At 37.2% G+C, this 17,449-nt stretch carries 18 protein-coding genes; 4 read left to right on the top strand and 14 right to left on the bottom strand.

Annotated elements, in window-relative coordinates; all coding sequences use genetic code 11:
• Window positions 1-92: 92 nt before the first annotated feature.
• The 3 genes from H9D55_RS04535 to acsA all read right to left on the bottom strand — a co-directional run bounded on the left by H9D55_RS04535 (window position 93) and on the right by acsA (window position 3,896).
• Window positions 93-284 carry a hypothetical protein gene (locus tag H9D55_RS04535; RefSeq protein WP_186077266.1) on the bottom strand — a complete coding sequence of 64 codons (192 nt, stop codon included), beginning with the start codon at window positions 282-284 and terminating at the stop codon, window positions 93-95.
• 56 nt (window positions 285-340) lie between these two features.
• Window positions 341-2,008 carry a formate--tetrahydrofolate ligase gene (locus H9D55_RS04530; RefSeq protein WP_186077264.1) on the bottom strand — a complete coding sequence of 556 codons (1,668 nt, stop codon included), beginning with the start codon at window positions 2,006-2,008 and terminating at the stop codon, window positions 341-343.
• 175 nt (window positions 2,009-2,183) lie between these two features.
• Window positions 2,184-3,896: an acetate--CoA ligase gene (acsA, locus tag H9D55_RS04525; RefSeq protein WP_186077262.1), complete on the bottom strand. Its 1,713-nt coding sequence runs from the start codon at window positions 3,894-3,896 to the stop codon at window positions 2,184-2,186.
• A 98-nt stretch (window positions 3,897-3,994) separates the two neighbouring features.
• Here acsA and H9D55_RS04520 point away from each other — a divergent pair, with 98 nt between their 5' ends.
• From H9D55_RS04520 to H9D55_RS04510, 3 genes are read left to right on the top strand one after another with little or no spacing between them, the layout of a single operon-like run.
• Window positions 3,995-4,627 carry a GNAT family N-acetyltransferase gene (locus H9D55_RS04520; protein WP_186077260.1) on the top strand — a complete coding sequence of 211 codons (633 nt, stop codon included), beginning with the start codon at window positions 3,995-3,997 and terminating at the stop codon, window positions 4,625-4,627.
• Window positions 4,628-4,654: 27 nt separating this feature from the next.
• Window positions 4,655-5,290, top strand: coding sequence for a CBS and ACT domain-containing protein (locus H9D55_RS04515; protein ID WP_186077258.1), 636 nt, complete (start codon window positions 4,655-4,657; stop codon window positions 5,288-5,290).
• A 3-nt stretch (window positions 5,291-5,293) separates the two neighbouring features.
• A complete protein-coding gene (locus H9D55_RS04510) occupies window positions 5,294-6,436 on the top strand; it encodes an acetoin utilization protein AcuC (protein WP_186077256.1) in 1,143 nt (380 codons plus the stop codon).
• A 77-nt stretch (window positions 6,437-6,513) separates the two neighbouring features.
• On the opposite strand, the gene H9D55_RS04505 is transcribed toward H9D55_RS04510, so the two are convergent.
• From H9D55_RS04505 to H9D55_RS04465, 9 genes are all read right to left on the bottom strand, one after another.
• The gene (locus H9D55_RS04505; protein WP_186077254.1) at window positions 6,514-7,494 is read right to left on the bottom strand and encodes a LacI family DNA-binding transcriptional regulator; all 981 of its coding nucleotides are present in this window, start codon (window positions 7,492-7,494) and stop codon (window positions 6,514-6,516) included.
• Between the two features lie 111 nt (window positions 7,495-7,605).
• Window positions 7,606-7,968, bottom strand: a complete 363-nt coding sequence (locus tag H9D55_RS04500) for a YtxH domain-containing protein (RefSeq protein WP_186077252.1) — start codon at window positions 7,966-7,968, stop codon at window positions 7,606-7,608.
• Between the two features lie 22 nt (window positions 7,969-7,990).
• On the bottom strand, window positions 7,991-8,437 hold the full coding sequence (locus H9D55_RS04495; RefSeq protein ID WP_186077251.1) for a DUF948 domain-containing protein: 447 nt from the start codon (window positions 8,435-8,437) through the stop codon (window positions 7,991-7,993).
• An 80-nt stretch (window positions 8,438-8,517) separates the two neighbouring features.
• Entirely contained in the window at window positions 8,518-9,816 is a 1,299-nt protein-coding gene (gene murC / locus H9D55_RS04490; protein WP_186077249.1) for a UDP-N-acetylmuramate--L-alanine ligase, read from the bottom strand.
• An 8-nt stretch (window positions 9,817-9,824) separates the two neighbouring features.
• Window positions 9,825-11,519 carry a DNA translocase FtsK gene (locus H9D55_RS04485; RefSeq protein WP_186077247.1) on the bottom strand — a complete coding sequence of 565 codons (1,695 nt, stop codon included), beginning with the start codon at window positions 11,517-11,519 and terminating at the stop codon, window positions 9,825-9,827.
• 9 nt (window positions 11,520-11,528) lie between these two features.
• Window positions 11,529-12,116, bottom strand: a complete 588-nt coding sequence (ytpR, locus tag H9D55_RS04480; RefSeq protein WP_186077245.1) for a YtpR family tRNA-binding protein — start codon at window positions 12,114-12,116, stop codon at window positions 11,529-11,531.
• Window positions 12,116-12,934 (bottom strand): DUF1444 family protein, encoded by an 819-nt coding sequence (locus H9D55_RS04475; protein ID WP_235963109.1) that lies wholly within the window; start codon window positions 12,932-12,934, stop codon window positions 12,116-12,118. The genes ytpR and H9D55_RS04475 overlap by 1 nt, the downstream gene beginning before the upstream one ends.
• Window positions 12,935-12,950: 16 nt before the next feature.
• Window positions 12,951-13,940 (bottom strand): PTS transporter subunit IIC, encoded by a 990-nt coding sequence (locus H9D55_RS04470; protein WP_186078173.1) that lies wholly within the window; start codon window positions 13,938-13,940, stop codon window positions 12,951-12,953.
• A 6-nt stretch (window positions 13,941-13,946) separates the two neighbouring features.
• A complete protein-coding gene (locus H9D55_RS04465; protein WP_186077243.1) occupies window positions 13,947-15,020 on the bottom strand; it encodes a M42 family metallopeptidase in 1,074 nt (357 codons plus the stop codon).
• A gap of 69 nt (window positions 15,021-15,089) precedes the next feature.
• Here H9D55_RS04465 and H9D55_RS04460 point away from each other — a divergent pair, with 69 nt between their 5' ends.
• Complete coding sequence (locus H9D55_RS04460; RefSeq protein WP_186077241.1) at window positions 15,090-15,383, top strand: hypothetical protein; 294 nt, start codon at window positions 15,090-15,092, stop codon at window positions 15,381-15,383.
• A gap of 11 nt (window positions 15,384-15,394) precedes the next feature.
• On the opposite strand, the gene H9D55_RS04455 is transcribed toward H9D55_RS04460, so the two are convergent.
• Together H9D55_RS04455 and trmB are read right to left on the bottom strand one after the other, a co-directional pair.
• On the bottom strand, window positions 15,395-16,588 hold the full coding sequence (locus H9D55_RS04455) for a MalY/PatB family protein (RefSeq protein ID WP_186077239.1): 1,194 nt from the start codon (window positions 16,586-16,588) through the stop codon (window positions 15,395-15,397).
• A 214-nt stretch (window positions 16,589-16,802) separates the two neighbouring features.
• Window positions 16,803-17,438 (bottom strand): tRNA (guanosine(46)-N7)-methyltransferase TrmB, encoded by a 636-nt coding sequence (gene trmB / locus H9D55_RS04450; RefSeq protein WP_186077237.1) that lies wholly within the window; start codon window positions 17,436-17,438, stop codon window positions 16,803-16,805.
• Between the last annotated feature and the right edge of the window lie 11 nt (window positions 17,439-17,449).

Raw genomic sequence — 17,449 nt, 5'->3', positions numbered from 1 at the left:
TTTTATTTTTGATTCTTATTCTTTATCATATTAAGAGTGTATATAAAAAAAAGGACATGCGCACAGCATGTCCTTACTTATAAAATAATACTCTACTTCTTGTCATTCTTTCTAAGCACGTATCTCGTCCATTCTTCGTAGATGACCATTAGTAGGATAAATGCACCTGCTAGGAACGTAAAAACGATGAGGCGTTCTTTGTTTACCATATAGACAAAGATGAACCCTAGGACAAACAACAGTGCCGCATATGAGTACAATAACTTTCTGCTTCTAATCTTCATAATTACCTCTTAATTTTAGAAAAAAGCATACTTCAAGGAAGTATGCTTTTTGAGTTTTAGAATAAACCAGTTGACGTACCGTCTTCTTTAACGTCCATCGCATTCGCTGATGGTACTTTTGGAAGTCCTGGCATTGTCATAATATCACCAGTAAGTGCTACTACGAATCCTGCTCCAGTCTTCGCGATTAATTCACGTACTGTAACTGTGAATCCAGTTGGTCTACCTAATTTTTTCGGATCATCTGATAATGAGTATTGCGTTTTCGCCATACATACTGGGAAGTGACCCCAACCATTATCCTCAATCTCCTTAAGTTGTCTCTTCGCTTTATCTGTAAAGATTACGCCGTCTCCGCCGTAAACTTCAGTCACAATTTTTTCGATTTTCTCAGCGATTGGGAGCTCATCTTCATATAGGTGCTTAAAGTTATTTTCTGTTTCAAGTGCTGCAAGTACTTCTTTAGCAAGGTCAATTCCACCCTTGCCGCCTTTTTCCCACACTTGAGTTAAAGCAACTTTAACATTGCGCTCTTTACACCAGTCTAATACAAAGTTTCTTTCTGCATCAGAATCTGTTACAAAGTCATTTAAAGCAACAACTGGTTCTACACCGAATTTACGTGCGTTTTCGATATGCTTCTCTAAGTTCACAATACCTGATTTAAGCGCTTCAACGTTTTCATTACCTAATTCAGTTTTCGCTACTCCACCGTTCATTTTTAATGCACGAATTGTTGCTACTAAAACGATCGCGTCTGGCTTGAATCCACCAAAGCGTGCTTTAATGTCCATAAACTTCTCTCCACCTAAGTCAGAACCGAATCCACATTCTGTTACAACGATGTCTGAAAGTTTACGTGCAGTGTTTGTCGCAATGATTGAGTTACAACCGTGTGCAATGTTTGCGAAAGGTCCACCGTGAATAAGTGCTGGAGTGCCTTCCATTGTTTGTACTAAGTTTGGTTTAATTGCTTCTTTAAGAAGTAAAGTAAGCGCACCTTCTACACCAAGCTCTCCAACAGTTACAGGTTTCTTGTCGAACGTGTAACCAAACACAATTTTACCTATTCTTTCTTTAAGGTCCATTAAGTCAGTTGCTAGACATAGAACTGCCATGATTTCACTTGCCACTGTGATGTCGAATCCATCTTGTCGTGGGACTCCTTGAGTAGGTCCACCAAGACCAACCACTACGTTTCTTAGTTCACGGTCGTTAATGTCAACAACACGTTTCCAAGTAATACGTCTTTGGTCAATGTTCAATTCGTTTCCTTGATGAATATGGTTGTCGATAAGAGCAGAAAGTGTGTTGTTTGCAGCAGTGATCGCGTGTAAGTCACCGTTGAAGTGTAAGTTGATTTCCTCCATTGGTAATACTTGTGCGTATCCACCACCTGTTGCTCCACCTTTGATACCCATTACAGGTCCGAGTGAAGGCTCACGTAATGCTACCATAACCTTCTGATCTAATTGGTTAAACGCATCTGCTAATCCTACAGTAACTGTTGATTTACCTTCTCCTGCTGGAGTTGGGTTCATTGCAGTTACAAGAACGAGTTTAGAGTCATCCGCGTTTCCATCAAGGTTCTTGATATCTACTTTTGCTTTATATTTACCATAAAGTTCAAGCGCCTCGTCTGGAATGCCTGCTTTCTCTGCGATTTCACCAATTGGACGGATCGTTGCTTTTGAAGCAATCTCCTGGTCAGTTAAATGTGCCATTCTTTCATCTCCTAAAGTCTATGTTAGATAAAGCTATCTTCAATCCCTATTATTGCATAGTTGTATATTTTAGACCATAGAAAACGGTTTTATAATCAAAAGTTTTAGGCATATTGTATGTTTTGCACAAAAAAAGATAAAGACACGCGTGTCTTTATCTTTACTAGAAGTTTTATTAATCATTGTCCATTGAAGATAGGTCTCCAGCGTCAAGGTTTAATTCCCATGCCTTAAGTACACGTCTCATAATTTTACCACTACGTGTTTTTGGAAGTTTATCCTTAAATTCTATTTCTCTAGGTGCTGCGTGTGCCGCAAGACCAAGTTTAACGAAGTTTCTAATTTCTTCTTTTAGTTCGTCTGTTGGCTCGTATCCTTCACGTAACGCGATGAATGCTTTAACGATTTCACCACGGATTGGATCTGGTTTACCGATAACCCCCGCTTCTTGTACTGCTTCGTGTTCAATTAGTTTAGATTCGATTTCGAATGGTCCGACACGCTCACCTGCTGTCATGATAACGTCATCCACACGTCCTTGGAAGAAGAAGTATCCATCATCGTCAACGTATGCCGAATCCCCTGATACATACCAATCACCAATAAAGTATGACTCATACTTCTCTCTGTTACCCCAAATTTGTCTCATCATCGCTGGCCATGGTGCTTTCATGGCTAAGTTGCCCATGCGCATTGGTGGTAATTCATTCCCATTATCATCAATGATTGATGCTTCGATACCTGGAAGTGGTTTACCCATTGCTCCAGCTTTAATATCCATTGATGGGAAGTTAACAATCATATGAGCACCTGTTTCGGTCATCCACCACGTATCATGAATTCTTAAGTTAAACACTTTGTCTGCCCACTTAATAACCTCAGGGTTTAGTGGCTCACCTACTGAAAGCATATGTCTTAAGTTTGAAAGGTCATACTTTTTAACCTCTTCGTCACCCGCACCCATAAGCATTCTGAATGCTGTTGGAGCCGAGTACCAAATCGTAACTTTAAGATCTTGTAATGCACCATACCACGCGTCAGGTGAGAATCTTCCACCCACTACGACGTTTGTTACACGGTTCAGCCATGGTCCGAAGATACCATATGCAGTACCAGTTACCCAACCTGGGTCAGCTGTACACCAGTATACGTCATCTTCTTTCATGTCTAATACATATTTTGCAGAAATAAATTGTTGTACCATCACGTTATGAACGTGTAATACACCCTTAGGTGCACCTGTTGAACCACTAGTGTAGTGCAAGATTAGTCCGTCTTCGCGGTCTACCCATTCAATTTCTAATTCATCAGTTGCTTTTTCAATTTCTTGTGTGAAGTCAACAATCTTGTCTCCTTCTTCGTGGTCACCTACTACAAATACGTGCTCTAACGTATCGATATCAGCAACTGGAATTCTCGGAAGTAAGTCCGTTGTTGTTACAACAGCTTGTGCTTCTGAGTCAGTTAATCTATCTGATACTGCCTTTTCCATGAATGCTTCAAATAAAGGTCCGACTATAGCGCCTATTTTAACGGCACCGAGTAGCGCAAAGTATAACTCTGGTGAGCGTGGCATAAAGATAAACACGCGGTCTCCTTTTTTTATGTCATGCGCTTTAAAAACGTTAGCTGCTTTATTTGAAAACTCTTTCATTTCTTTGAAAGTAAATGAACGCGTTCCGTTATCATCGCGGTAATGTAACGCAACCTTGTCGCCGTAACCTTCATCTACATGACGATCAATTGCCTCATAAGCAATGTTAACTTTTCCTGTTTCAGACCAAGAAAAGTTTTTCTCGATGTCGTCCCATGAAAAGTTTTTGACTGTCTCATCGTAATTTTTCATATTCGGATTCTGATCAACCGCTTTGTAGATTTCGTGTTCCATTGAATCACTCCTGTGTATGCTTTGGTTTTGTATAAAACTATTATATAATGAAAATGAAAACATTATCAAAATAATTAATTTATTTACGAGGTGAGTTTTTGATTCATCCTAAAAGTTACTTTAAAGAATCCTATGATATCAATGGTTATGAGTATATTATTGAAGGTCCAGTTTCTCCTAAAATCCTCAAAACTTATTCCTTTGATTCTGACTTAACTGCCTTTAGAAGACCAAAAGATCAGTTTGAAGCTCTAGTTGAAATTTCCGAGCTCGAAGAAGGACGAATCATCGTTGCACAAATTGATGGTCACATCGTCGGTTACGTGACATTCCACTTCCCTGACGAATTTGAACGATGGAGCGAAGGAAATCATCCCTTTATACTTGAACTCGGTGCAGTTGAAGTGGCAAAAAAACATCGTGGTGCCCGCCTTGCGTCAAAAATGTTAATGTTGTCTGTTAAAGATGTTCAGATGGAAAACTACATCACGCTGACGACTGAGTATTATTGGCATTGGGATCTTAAAAATACGAATCTCAGTGTTTATGAATATAAAGATATTATGGTTAGACTCATGGCGAAGGCAGGATTCGAAGTGTATCAAACGAATGATCCTGAGATTACAAGTCATCCAGCTAATACGCTAATGGCGCGTATTGGTAAAAATATCGATAATGAAAAAATGATGATTTTTGACCATATAAGATTCAAAAATAGATTCTTTTTCTAGTTTAAATTTAAAGGAGATACTCATTCTATGTTAGTTAAAACAGTAATGACTGAAAACGTAAAAACACTTAAAGAAACAGACACAATAGAATCTGCTATTACAATGATGAACGCATACAATATTAGACATATCCCCATCGTTGATGATGAAAGACATGTTGTTGGTCTAGTGACTGACAAAGACATTAACTTGGCATTACCTTCAATTCTTTCAAAAGAAACAAATGTTACGATGGATCATGATTTAAAAGAAATCATGAAAAAGAACATCATCTCGACGAGTGAATATGACTTCGTAGAGGAATTAGCTGTGGATTTCCACCAGTTTGATTTAGGTGCAGTACCTGTTGTTAAAAATAGAAAACTCATAGGGATTGTGACTCAAACAGACATAATGTCTGCTTTTATTGAAATCACAGGAATGAAACATCCAGGTTCAATTATTGAAATTGATGTATTTGATAAGCCTGGAATTGTTCATGATATTGGTCACACAATGAAGGAGTTAAACACACGAATTGTATCGATTACAATTTATGATAATAGAGAAAAACCGAATCATAAGGTTGTCGTTTTAAAGATTAATGCGATGAATCCGCAACGAGTAATCGAAGCACTTGTTGATAAGGGCTTTGACGTCGTTAACCCATATAGGATGGAATAAATTATGAAACCATTATATGTGTATAGCGAAGAATTGTTAAAATATCGCTTTAATGACACGCATCCGTTTAACCAAATGCGTCTTAAGATGACGACCGATTTATTGAAATCAGCAGGATTCTTAAATGATAGCGATATTGTTGGCCCGAGAGTAGCAACTGAAGATGAAATTAAACTCGTACATACGGAAGATTTTGTTGAAGCAGTAAAACGTGCAGGTCATTTTGAATTATCAGAAGAAGAGCTAATAAACTTTGGTTTAAATACGGAAGACACACCACAGTTTGAGAATATGCATGAAAAATGCAGTATGCTTGTGGGAGCGACATTACGTGCGGTAGACCTTATTATGAATGGGCGCGCGAAGAAAGTGACGTCTCTTGCAGGTGGGCTCCACCATGGATTCACTGGAAAAGCGAGTGGTTTCTGTGTTTATAACGATGCAGCAATTGCATGTGAATACTTAAGACAAAAATTTAACCAACGTGTTTTATATATTGATACAGACGCGCATCACGGAGACGGTGTACAGTTTACGTTTTATGATAATAAAGATATTATGACATACTCGATTCATGAAACAGGCCGTTACTTATTCCCTGGAACAGGACTAGTGACAGAGCGTGGTGTAGATAATGGATTTGGGTTTAGTGTGAATTTACCAGTAGATGCGTTCACAGAAGATGATTCATATTTAGAGGTGTTTAAGGAAAGTCTTGAAAGAACTGCAGAAATATTCCAACCGGATATTATTGTAAGTGTAAACGGTGTCGATGCACATTATAGAGATCCAATGACTCACTTATCACTGACATCGAAAAGTTATGAAGAAATACCTAGATTTGTGAATGATATTGCGGATAAATATGCGCATGGAAAGTGGCTGGCGTTAGGTGGCGGTGGATATAACATATGGCAAGTTGTACCACGTTCGTGGGCACAAGTATGGTTAGCAATGAATAATATTGAGGCACCGAAGGGACGATTACCAGAAGAATTTTTAAGTGAATATAAACCATTGTCGAAGCTAGAGTTCCCAGAAAACTGGGAAGATGATCTAAGCGACTATATGGAGATACCAAGACGACCAGAAATCACAGAAAAAAATCAGTTAGTCTTGGATCGAATATTAATGTATTTAGAGTAGGAATCTTCCCTACTCTTTTTTATATGTGCAAATCCGACTCGTATTTTTCTACATAAAAAAACACCCCAAGCGCTTGCTTAGAGTGTCGTTTCTGAATAGTTAATTTTGTATGGTAGTTCTACGTGTGTAATTTCTGTTTCTTCTTTGTTCATCAGTTTTGTAAGGAGTCTCATCCCTACGGCACCGATGTCATATAGTGGTACTGCTATTGTTGAAAGTTGTGGTCTCATCATGTATGCGATTCTCGTATTCGAACAACTTAATACTTCTAAATCTTTCGGTACTTCAACATTATGGTCTAATGTTCCGTGCAAGATTCCGCCTGCTACTTCATCTGAGATTGAAATCACTGCGTCAACGTCTGATCCTACAAGTCTCTCGTATAGTTCAATGCCTTCCTCATATGTCACAGCATTATAAGTATCCACTTTCGTATTTACGCCATTCTCTTCTAATTCTTTTTGAATTCTTTCACCGAGTGCATCCTCTAAGAAGCTGTGATAGCCACTCTTCACATACACAAATTGTTTTCTACCTCGATCAATCATACCACGTACTACTTCTCCAATCGCGTCAGGGTAGTTGATGTTTACAGTAGACATCGTTTCACGTTTAGAGTATCCACACATTACAATTGGATTATCATATTGTTCAATAACTTCATGTGTTGCTTCGTCTAGTGATCCACCCAATAATATAATTCCGTCTACCTGGTTTGATGAGAGCGTTTCAAATGCTTTTAATTCTTTATTACCATCATTATCTGTGTTAGAAATAATGATTTGATATTGATACATTTCTGATATGTCTTCCAGTCCTTTAAGGATTGCTGAATAGTATAAATCAGATACGTCTGGAATAATTACGCCAATTGTTTTAGTTTTCTTACTCGCTAGACCTCGCGCTACTGCGTTCGGCTTATAGTTAAGGCGCTTAATCACTTCTTTAACTCTTCTTCTCGTATCTGGTTTTACGTTTGGGTTACCATTTAGTACTCGTGATACAGTTGCCATGGAAACATTTGCTTCTCTTGCAACGTCATAAATTGTAATTGCCACTTTTTTCCCTCCTCTATGAAAACGGTTAATATATATAATAACAGATTTCATAGTATATTTATCAATATTTACATATTTGTCACAAAAAAAATTCAGCACGTGGCTGAATTTTTATAGCTTCGACATATCAATGACGTTTGAGTCATGTGCTTCACTTCTAATTGCAGCTTTTTGCAATTCAAGTGTATCGTCGTCCATTTTTTTAATACGACTCACTTCTTCAAATTCTGCTTTTTTCTGTTTAATGCTATCTACAAGCTTTTCTTTGCCATCTTCAAACATGCCTACAGGATCACTAAAATCCTCACGTAATGCTTGTCCTGATTTCGGAGCAAAGACTAAACCTGCCACTGTTCCAACTACGATACCAAGTAGTAAACCGAAAGAGAAGTCTCTTCCTGTTGAACTCGTATCTTTATACTCATTATATTCATCAATACCATGAGTGTGTAAATCTCGATTATATCGTTCCATCGAATATCCCGACCTTTACTTCTTAATAACGTGATTTAACAGTTTTGTTTTGACGTTGACGCTGGTTCCACTTGTCTGCGATTTCCATTGCAACGTTTGACCATTGTACAACTTGTGATATTTGATCTTCATTTTGAGAAATATTTGTAGTGATTGAGTTTGTCACTCTATCAACAGATGAGTTTAAGTTTTGAACTGAATAGCCAACACCTTGAACTGCATCTACAACAGAGTTTAATTTCTCTACTTTGCCTTGTACGTCTTCAACTAAGCGGTTACCTTTGTGCAATAAGTCTGTTGACTCACGCGTAATCCCTTGTACCTGACCATCAAGACCATTTAAAGTATCTGCTACATAGTCTAAATTCTTCTTAACTGAGAATAACACAACTGACAGTGCAATGCATAGTACTAAAAAACCTACTGCTGCAACTGCAAGTGCAATCCATCCAATCATACTCCAATCCATATTAACGCCTCCGCTATTCTTAAATGTGTATACTATTTATTAACCTAAATACGAGGTTATTAAACATACAATTTTGATGTCTATGAAATAAGTTCTGTAAAGCGCTTCTCATACTTCTGAATATCCCCTGCTCCCATGAAGATAATTACAGAATCCTCATGCTTATCAAGGTCTTGTAAATCACTTTCAGTCAACAATTCAGCATCAGGTATTAAATTAACTAAGTCTATACTAGATAAATTGCCCGCTTGCTCCCGAGCGGAGCCAAAAATATTTACGATATATGCTTTATCTGATTTAGATAAACTCTCTGCAAATTCATTCAAGAACTTCTCAGTTCTAGAAAACGTATGCGGTTGGAATACCGATACAATTTTTTTATCTTTATACTTTTTACGTGCAGTTTCAAGAGTTGCTTCAATTTCTTTAGGGTGATGTGCATAGTCATCAACAATAATGTAGTTATGAAGCATCGTCTCAGAGAATCGTCTTTTAACTCCTTTATATGTCATAAATGCATCTTTAATATTCTCAAAGTTTAGTCCTTCTAAATAACATACAGTAAGCACTGCTAATGAGTTTAAAATGAGATGATCACCGAACATAGGAATGAGCATAGTATCAATGTACTCACCTTTAATATACAAGTCAAATTGCGTACCTTTGTTTAAAACTTCAACGTTTTTAGCTGTTACAACGTAATCACCTTCGATTCCGTAAGTGTAGATTGGTACATCAAGAACAATATCCTGGATATACTGGTCACCACCATACGCAATCACTGCTTTTTTTACCTGAGCACCCATCTCACGAAATGCTGAAACAACATCGTGGATATCCTGGAAATAGTCCGGATGGTCAAAGTCGATATTAGTAATGATTGCATAATCTGGATGGTATGCTAAGAAGTGTCGTCTGTATTCGCATGATTCAAAAGCGAAGTATTCAGATCCTACTTCCCCAAATCCCGTACCGTCTCCAATTAAGTACGTCGTCTTTTTATCACCGTTCATAACGTGTGATAAAAGCCCAGTAGTAGATGTTTTACCGTGTGACCCTGTAACGGCAATCGATGTAAATTTACTCATAAACTCAGCTAAGAAGATATGGTAGCGAATTACCTTATATCCTTTATTTAACGCTTCTCTAATTTCTTCATGGTCATCTTTAAAGGCATTCCCCGCAATATAAGTGAAGCCTTCTTCTATATTATTTTTATCGAAAGGAAGAATCTTTATGCCTTTCTTTCTCAATTGGTATTCAGTAAAGACTTCGCCCGTTATGTCAGAACCTTGTACTTCATGTCCAAGGTCGAACAAAACTTGTGCGAGCGCACTCATTCCAGCACCTTTAATACCGATGAAATGAAATCTCTCCACAATTACACCTATCCTTCATCATCTGTTTTAGAAATATAATCAATTATATCTTGTTTCATCCGTTCTTCAGCAATCGCTAAATTAAGCCTAACAGGTCTATTAGATGTAGGAATAGTAACAAGCACATCGTTACCTTTTATAAGCTTATCTGCCCCATCAATTACAGTTGATTTCTCGTCATAATATGAAATCTTCGTTTGTAACATATGTAAGAGCTCGTATCTAATTCCAACATCAGTTCGGTCGTGATTCAAGATTAAATGAATTCCCAGTGCCTTACCTTGCTTAAGAATTTGTACGACTGCGCGCATTGCTTCAATATTGTTACTTTCGAATAAATCAGCCACATTATCAATATAAACAATAATAGTGCTCTTTTTAGATTCATTCTTCACACGTGTGTTAAAGCTCTGTATGTTTCTCACGTGCGCACGCCTAAATTGAATATTCCTTTTATTCAACTCATCTATTATATCATGTAGCGCACTATTTCCTAGAACAGACTGAATATTTCCTATATGTTGAGGTAATTTTTCATAATGTTTAAACGCTAATGTTTCTGAAAAAATTTTGAATTGGAATTCATTCGTTGTATGATTCATCAGCATAGAGATTAATACACTGTCTATTACGTTAGATTTGCCATCCGCATTTCCATAAATCAAGACATGCCCTGCTTTACGTAATTCATAACCGAAGATTTTATTGTCCACAGTTTTACCGAGCACAAATTTAAAGTCATTCTTTCGTAGCTTTAAACCCGAGTTCATAAATACAGATTTAAAGTAGATGGGATATGACTCTTTAATAGGAAACTCAATCGCAATATTATGGTTTCCGAGCACTTGAGAGTAGATACGTACATTGGGAATTTCTAAAATAGCTTCTAATTCTCTCTTAACTTCATCTATATGTGTCAGTTTAAAATTAGGTTCGAGCTTGATACCATAACGACCAATCACTCCATTGGACTCAAAGACCGTTGCACGACCTTCCACTCCAACAGTATCAAGAATTTCATTGATTGCACGAAAATCATCCGTATTGTACTTAAGAAATGACATATCTTGTTCCTTACCAAGCATGTTGATTGGCGGAAGTGTAATTGAAGGACCACGTCTCTTATCTCTGTTTGAAAGATCCGCTTTAAATGGCAGCGGTATTTCATTATTTTCTTTTTCAACCTGAACGAGAATTTCTTTATTATCTTCGTCGGATTGATTCGTTTGATTGAGTGGTGCAATTGAACTTGATAACTTATACGTATGTCCAAGTTTTCTTAAACGCTTTTGACGTTCTAACTCACGTTTCTCACGTTCTTTTCTCTTACGCACGATAGATTCTACAAGACTGGAGTTATAGTTTTTAAACTTTTCTCCATAAATTTCTTTAGGGTCTTGCTCTTTTTGGTGAGGATTTTTTGTTCCATAAATTGCAGAAGGAACGCGTCGTGCCTTTGTGATGGTATGACTAGTCGGACGCTTTATTTTTCTTCTCTCATAAAAAGTGTCTTGTGGCGTGTTGCTCTTCGTTTTTCCATCTTGACTAGACCTACGTCTCACAGAGTCAGTTTTAGTAAAATCTATTTTTTCTCCTGTGTCTCCGTCCACTTCAAATGGGAACGGAAAACTTTCACGTTGACGTAAATTATCTACATTTTCACTATTAAATTGACGATCTCTGTTCGGTCTATTTCGACGCATTTCACTCACCTATTCTGCTTTAAATTCATCGCCTACATTGTAAGTTTCAGGTAATACATAAATTCCATCTTCATCTTGTGGAAGTCCTAATTCACGCTTAGAACAGATCATACCGTTTGATTCTACACCACGTAGTTCAGATGGTTTGATATATAATCCATTTTGCATGATTGCACCTGGTTTTGCTACTACAACTTTTTGACCTTTGTCCACGTTTTTCGCACCACAAACAATTTGTAATGTCTCATCACCTACGTCTACAGTTGTAACATTTAAACGTGTTGCATCTGGATGATCTTCACGAGTTAAAACATATCCAACTACAAATTTCGGGCTTAGGTCTGGCTCAATTGTCTCTGCCCCTGCTTTTTTTAATACGCTATTAATTTCAGATACAGTCGCTTCATTACTTAATTCAGAATTTAAAGTGTCTTCACTGAATTTCTCACTCGCATCAAAAATATTAAGGCCAACTATTTCACCGTTATCTTTGATTAATGTTACACCATCAAGATGTATGTATTCAGGGTCATTTGCACCTTTCAATGTAACTAAAAGTACATCTCCCACATGGTTTTTATTGTAAGTCAGTCTCATTATTTTCCACCTTTATACTTATTGTAATCACGTGCTTTTCCTAAAATAAACACTGGTTCTAATTTCTTATCTCTATAAGAGAATGATAAACTCGTGATCGGTGTCAGTCCTTCTGCGAAGTACTGCATCATCATCTGAGCAAGTATGTCATAACCTACTTCGTTCTTAACGTCTGCAATAATCAGTACGTCTTGGTGTGGTAGGCCAATCATCATTTCTCCCAAAATTTTTTTATGCATATCATCTAGGAACCCTTTGTTTAGAATTCTTGATGCATCATATCCATCTTTATGACTAATGAAATAAAAGTCGTTCTCTTGAACTGTTTCCATCTTCATTTCGATTGGTAAATGGCTTAAGTTTTTAAACGCATGAAACTTTAATGTTTCTTCTGTGAGTTCATATTTTTCAAGACTATCTTCGCCTAGTAACTCGTATCCTGTACCAAAGTCGAATGCATAGTAAATGTTTGTCTCTGCAGTATGTGCTTCAATAATGAATTTCGTGCCTGTTTTCATTTCTTTAGGAAAACTAGTACTTCTAACTACTGGAAAAACATGCTTAGTAATCTCACGACTACTTTCTTCTTCCCCCATGCGTTTTAAAGTTTCAGTTATATAGTATACCACTTCATCTAGGAATTTTTTATCCTTTGTAACCTTGTTTAATAATTTATTGAGCTCTATATTTACACCCTCACGATTGTCTTTACGTTCTATTCGTAGAGTTTCCTGTTTTCTATCAAATTTCTCGTTGTAATCGAGAGTATGCTCATTTAATTTTTCGAGTATCAAGTCTTTCAACTGTACTACATTCATTTAAATCCTCCGCTCATTAGCTACCTAAGTTAAGCTTTTGGTCACCATCTTTAATTAAACGGTACGTATAAAGAACTCTATAAAGAATATATGTGACCACTGCTGGTAATATTATATGAAATATTGCTATTAATATCCACGTTTTAGTACCGGGACCCATAGACTCTATGGCCATAATTTGACCAACGAAGCCACTCGTTCCCATACCTGCACCAGCGCTGTTGTTTTCCATCGGCCAAAACACCGCCATGATCGGTGCGATAATCGCACTCGCGATTGTAGGAGGTAAGATGATAAATGGATTACGTATGATGTTAGCTACTTGCAACATTGAAGTACCAACACCTATTGATAAGAGCCCTGAGACACCGTTATCCTTGTACCCCGTTACAGCGAGTCCAACCATGTGACAACAACAACCAATAACTGCAGCACCCGCTGCAAGTCCGCTGATGTCCAACATGATTGCAAGTCCAGCACTAGAGATAGGCGCGGTTAGTACCACACCAAATACAACCGCAACGAGCATTCCCATTAAGAATGGGTTTTGTGTTGTGGCAAAATTAATGAATTCTCCAATTTGACTCATGAACTTTGAAACATATGGTCCAAAGAATTTACCTATGTATACCCCGCTCACGATTGTTAAGAAAGGACTAACCAAAATATCAATTGGCGTTCTCTTCTGGTAAAGTCTTGCTATCTCAATAATTAAAATCATTGTAATGTATGCGCCAGCAACACCACCTTCAATGTAGGCAGCTTGTCCAACAATTACTGATGAAAATATGATGAGTGGTGGACTTTTTAACCCCACCGCAATAGCAGCCCCTATGGCAGCTCCCGCAAGTGACATCGCAAGTTCTCCGATGTCCGTAAGTGCACTGAACACTTCTATATATTGTCCGATTGTCTTCAGTATCAAACCAATTATGAGTGAAGAAAATAGTCCAAGCGCCATGAAACTCATGCCGTCAATAAACCACCTGTTGAGTAGGTTTTTCATCATCTATTATCCTCTTAATTCTTCTACTTTCTTAGAATCCACATCTTTAACCAACTCTATAAGTAATGTTTTTGCGTTTAGATAATCTTCATAGTTAATGATTGAATGACTTGTGTGGATGTATCTTGAGCAAATTCCTACTACTGCAGAAGGTACACCGTCATTTGATACATGGATGCTACCTGCATCCGTTCCACCTGGTGACGTGTAATATTGATAGTTCACTTTATGTTTGTTTGCCGTTTCAAGTAAGAAGTCACGCATGTTTTTACGCAGAATCATTGTGCGGTCCATGATTCTAATAAGCGTTCCTTTTCCTAATTGTCCTGTATCGTTCTTCTTCCCCATCATGTCGTTTGCTGGAGAGCAGTCTACGACGAATGCAACGTCTGGTTTTATTAAGTTAGAGCTCACCTTTGCACCGCGAAGTCCAACTTCCTCTTGAACATTCGCACCTACATATAAATGACAGTCCAGTTCTGTGTCTTTTAATTCTTCTAGTACTTCTAATGCAATTAAACAACCGTATCTGTTATCCCATGCTTTTGCGAGTAACTTCTTAGAGTTTTCCATGATTTCAAATTTAACATCAGGTACGATTGAGTCTCCAAGTTCGATACCCATCTCGAGCACCTCTTCTTTAGAGTCAGCACCAACATCAAATAACATATCTTTAATTTCTGTTGTTTTGTTATCGCCACGACGGAAGTGAACAGGTACCGAACCGATAACTCCAGTAATTTCTTTATTTTCTTTAGTCCTTAATTTCATTTTTTGACTTAATAAAACATCTGTTGACCAACCACCAAGCGGGATGAATTTAATCAGACCGTTGTCTTGGATATCTGTAACCATAAATCCAACTTCGTCCATATGCGCTGCAATCATCGTAACTGGAGCATCTTCATTTTTAGATTTTTTTACTGCAAAAATGCCACCGAGTCCGTCGCTTATTATTTCTGCACCAAGTGCTTCAAACTCTTTTCTTAAATAGTCTCTTACAAGATCTTCGAACCCAGGAGCACCATGGAGTTCAGTTAATGTTTTCATGCGTTCTAAAGTTTTGTCTGTTAAATTCATTAAAATTGCACCTCGTAAATTTATATTTATTTTAGATTATGGTAGACTAAAAACGAAGGAGGCTAAACTATGTCTAAACGTGTTTTTTGGTCTATTTTAATCAGTGTAATATTTGTTGTTCCAGCAGTGTTATGGTTTGTCACTTATCGTACAATAAATACTGAAAAAGTATTAAACAACTTGTACATGCAATTTGACGGTATTTCTTTTGTATCGTTTGACTACAACCAAGCTGAACGCTTTGGTCTTGAACCAAATGTAATCAGTGGTGTGCTACATGTCGAACAGAATGATGAGACACAAAAGTATAACTTCCTTGCTAACAAATATACAGGGGAAATCATGGAGATTACTATTCAGTAATCTCCATGTTTTTAATTATACGCTTCTAAGTATTTGAATGACTTTTCGATTCGCTTCATTGCATCTTCAATAAGTTCTCTTCTGAATCCTACGTTAAACCGAACGTGTGTATGACCTGGATCTAAATATAAGTCTCCAGGGCTGATTGCGAGTCCACCAACATCAATTAATGCTCTCTGAACTTCTTCACCGACGAATCCAGATTTACTGAAATCAATCCAAGCTAAGTATGTTGCCTTCGGAACTTCAAGTGACATATATTCGCTTAGGTTTTCATCGATATAAGATTTTACATACACAAGATTGTCATGGATATAGTCGTTTAAAGCATCCATCCACTCTCCACATTCGTTATAAGCTGTTTCTAATGCGATTAATGCTAGAGATGAAACAGTCCCACAATGCAGCTGTTCCATTAATTTAGTGATTGATTCTTGTATCTCATAGTCTTTAGAAACTGTATATGCAAATGGAAGACTTGCTAAGTTAAATGATTTACCTAATCCAGTAATCACTATAGATTTCTCATATTTATTAATTAAGTTCGCAACTGAGTAGAACAATTCTTTGGGACGGACAAAATCCTTATGTATCTCATCACTGATAAAGTACACATTATTCTCTTCACAGATCTGCATCATTTCATCTTGTTGTTCTTTAGTCCAGATTAGACCGGTTGGGTTGTGTGGGTTGCAGTGAATGTAAACTTTCACATCATTATCTTCGATTGTTTTTCTGAAGACATCTATATCGAGAGAATACTGACCATCTTTTAAATCAAGCTCACACTCTACTCTCTTTAAATCGTTTTCTTCTAAAAGCCCAACAAATGAATTATATGTTGGTACAGTTAGCATGACAGCGTCACCAGGCTCTGTTTTTGATTTTAAGACAGCTGCAACAGCAAACAGCACGCTCGTTGCGTATTGAATGTCATCGTTATGTAACTCTACATTGTGGCGCTCAGACCACCACTTTTTAATCGGCTCGTAGAAACAGTCCGTTTGCCATAATGTATATCCAAAAATACCATTATCAATACGTTTTTTTAATGCTTCTCTGATAGCCTCAGGAGTTTTGATGTCCATGTCAGCAATCCAGAATGGCGCGAGATCTTTCTTACCGAAGATAAGCTCGGTCGCGTCATATTGAATACTGCACGTACCTTCTCTTGAAGTTACCTCATCAAAATTAAACTTTGTCATTCAGGCACCCCAAATCTTTCATTTCTTTTTATTTTACCAAAGTTCTACATTAACTTAAAATCAAATTAAAATATTTGCATCATCAGGTAAAGGTTTTCATGTTAAATGAAATAGAGATTATGAACGAAAAGATCATCATCATGTTTTGAAAAAGCAGAATTATACCGCACACAAAAACACCCCTCAGGCTCTGCTTGAGGGGTGTCCATCCAACTTATTTAAAGTTTACGTTAATTAGATATATTTTGTTTCCAAGTGCTGAAAATTTATTTTCATACTCTGTTCTTATATTGTCTTCTGGCTCGTTTGCGTGTACGTCCAAGTTGATTTCATTAAAGTCCATACTATACTGGTTCATCGAGATCAGACTGAACTCGAATAATCCGCGATTGTCTGTCTTGAACTGCAAATCTCCGTCATCCTTCAAAATCACTTCGTACTGTTTCAAGAAGTTTTCGTGTGTTAATCTTCTTTTTGCATGACGATTTTTTGGCCACGGATCCGAGAAGTTTAAATACACTCTGTCAATTTCTTGTGGATTAAAGTAATCTGTCAGTGTTGTTGCATCAAATAATAATAATCTCACGTTCGTCAGATTTTTTTCTATGACTTTTTCTAATACGCGGATTAAAACATCTTTTGCGACCTCTACACCAACAAAGTTAATGTCCGGATGGCGTTCTGCGAGTGTTGTAATGAAAGTTCCCATGCCTGTTCCTATTTCTAGATGAATAGGCTGTTCTTTATCAAAAAATGCACTGATGTTTTTAGTATACTTTCCTTCAGTATCCACAATATGGGCGTGTTCATTTAAATAATCAATCGCCCAAGGCTTATTTCTCATTCTCAATGTATTTACCT

Origin of the sequence: Phocicoccus pinnipedialis, assembly GCF_903994035.1 — a bacterium.
Classification (GTDB): domain Bacteria; phylum Bacillota; class Bacilli; order Staphylococcales; family Salinicoccaceae; genus Phocicoccus; species Phocicoccus pinnipedialis.
Note: the sequence above shows the minus strand (reverse complement) of the source record. Positions and strands in the feature narration are given on the sequence as shown.

Coding starts and splice junctions, on each gene's coding strand:
- H9D55_RS04500 (WP_186077252.1), bottom strand. CDS start 7,968: ATGGAACGATATAATCGAGATTTACACACTCATGGTATTGATGAATAT.
- acsA (WP_186077262.1), bottom strand. CDS start 3,896: ATGGAACACGAAATCTACAAAGCGGTTGATCAGAATCCGAATATGAAA.
- H9D55_RS04470 (WP_186078173.1), bottom strand. CDS start 13,940: ATGAAAAACCTACTCAACAGGTGGTTTATTGACGGCATGAGTTTCATG.
- H9D55_RS04475 (WP_235963109.1), bottom strand. CDS start 12,934: ATGAATGTAGTACAGTTGAAAGACTTGATACTCGAAAAATTAAATGAG.
- H9D55_RS04530 (WP_186077264.1), bottom strand. CDS start 2,008: ATGGCACATTTAACTGACCAGGAGATTGCTTCAAAAGCAACGATCCGT.
- H9D55_RS04460 (WP_186077241.1), top strand. CDS start 15,090: ATGTCTAAACGTGTTTTTTGGTCTATTTTAATCAGTGTAATATTTGTT.
- H9D55_RS04465 (WP_186077243.1), bottom strand. CDS start 15,020: ATGAATTTAACAGACAAAACTTTAGAACGCATGAAAACATTAACTGAA.
- ytpR (WP_186077245.1), bottom strand. CDS start 12,116: ATGAGACTGACTTACAATAAAAACCATGTGGGAGATGTACTTTTAGTT.
- H9D55_RS04485 (WP_186077247.1), bottom strand. CDS start 11,519: ATGCGTCGAAATAGACCGAACAGAGATCGTCAATTTAATAGTGAAAAT.
- H9D55_RS04535 (WP_186077266.1), bottom strand. CDS start 284: ATGAAGATTAGAAGCAGAAAGTTATTGTACTCATATGCGGCACTGTTG.
- H9D55_RS04455 (WP_186077239.1), bottom strand. CDS start 16,588: ATGACAAAGTTTAATTTTGATGAGGTAACTTCAAGAGAAGGTACGTGC.
- H9D55_RS04495 (WP_186077251.1), bottom strand. CDS start 8,437: ATGGATTGGAGTATGATTGGATGGATTGCACTTGCAGTTGCAGCAGTA.
- H9D55_RS04515 (WP_186077258.1), top strand. CDS start 4,655: ATGTTAGTTAAAACAGTAATGACTGAAAACGTAAAAACACTTAAAGAA.
- H9D55_RS04510 (WP_186077256.1), top strand. CDS start 5,294: ATGAAACCATTATATGTGTATAGCGAAGAATTGTTAAAATATCGCTTT.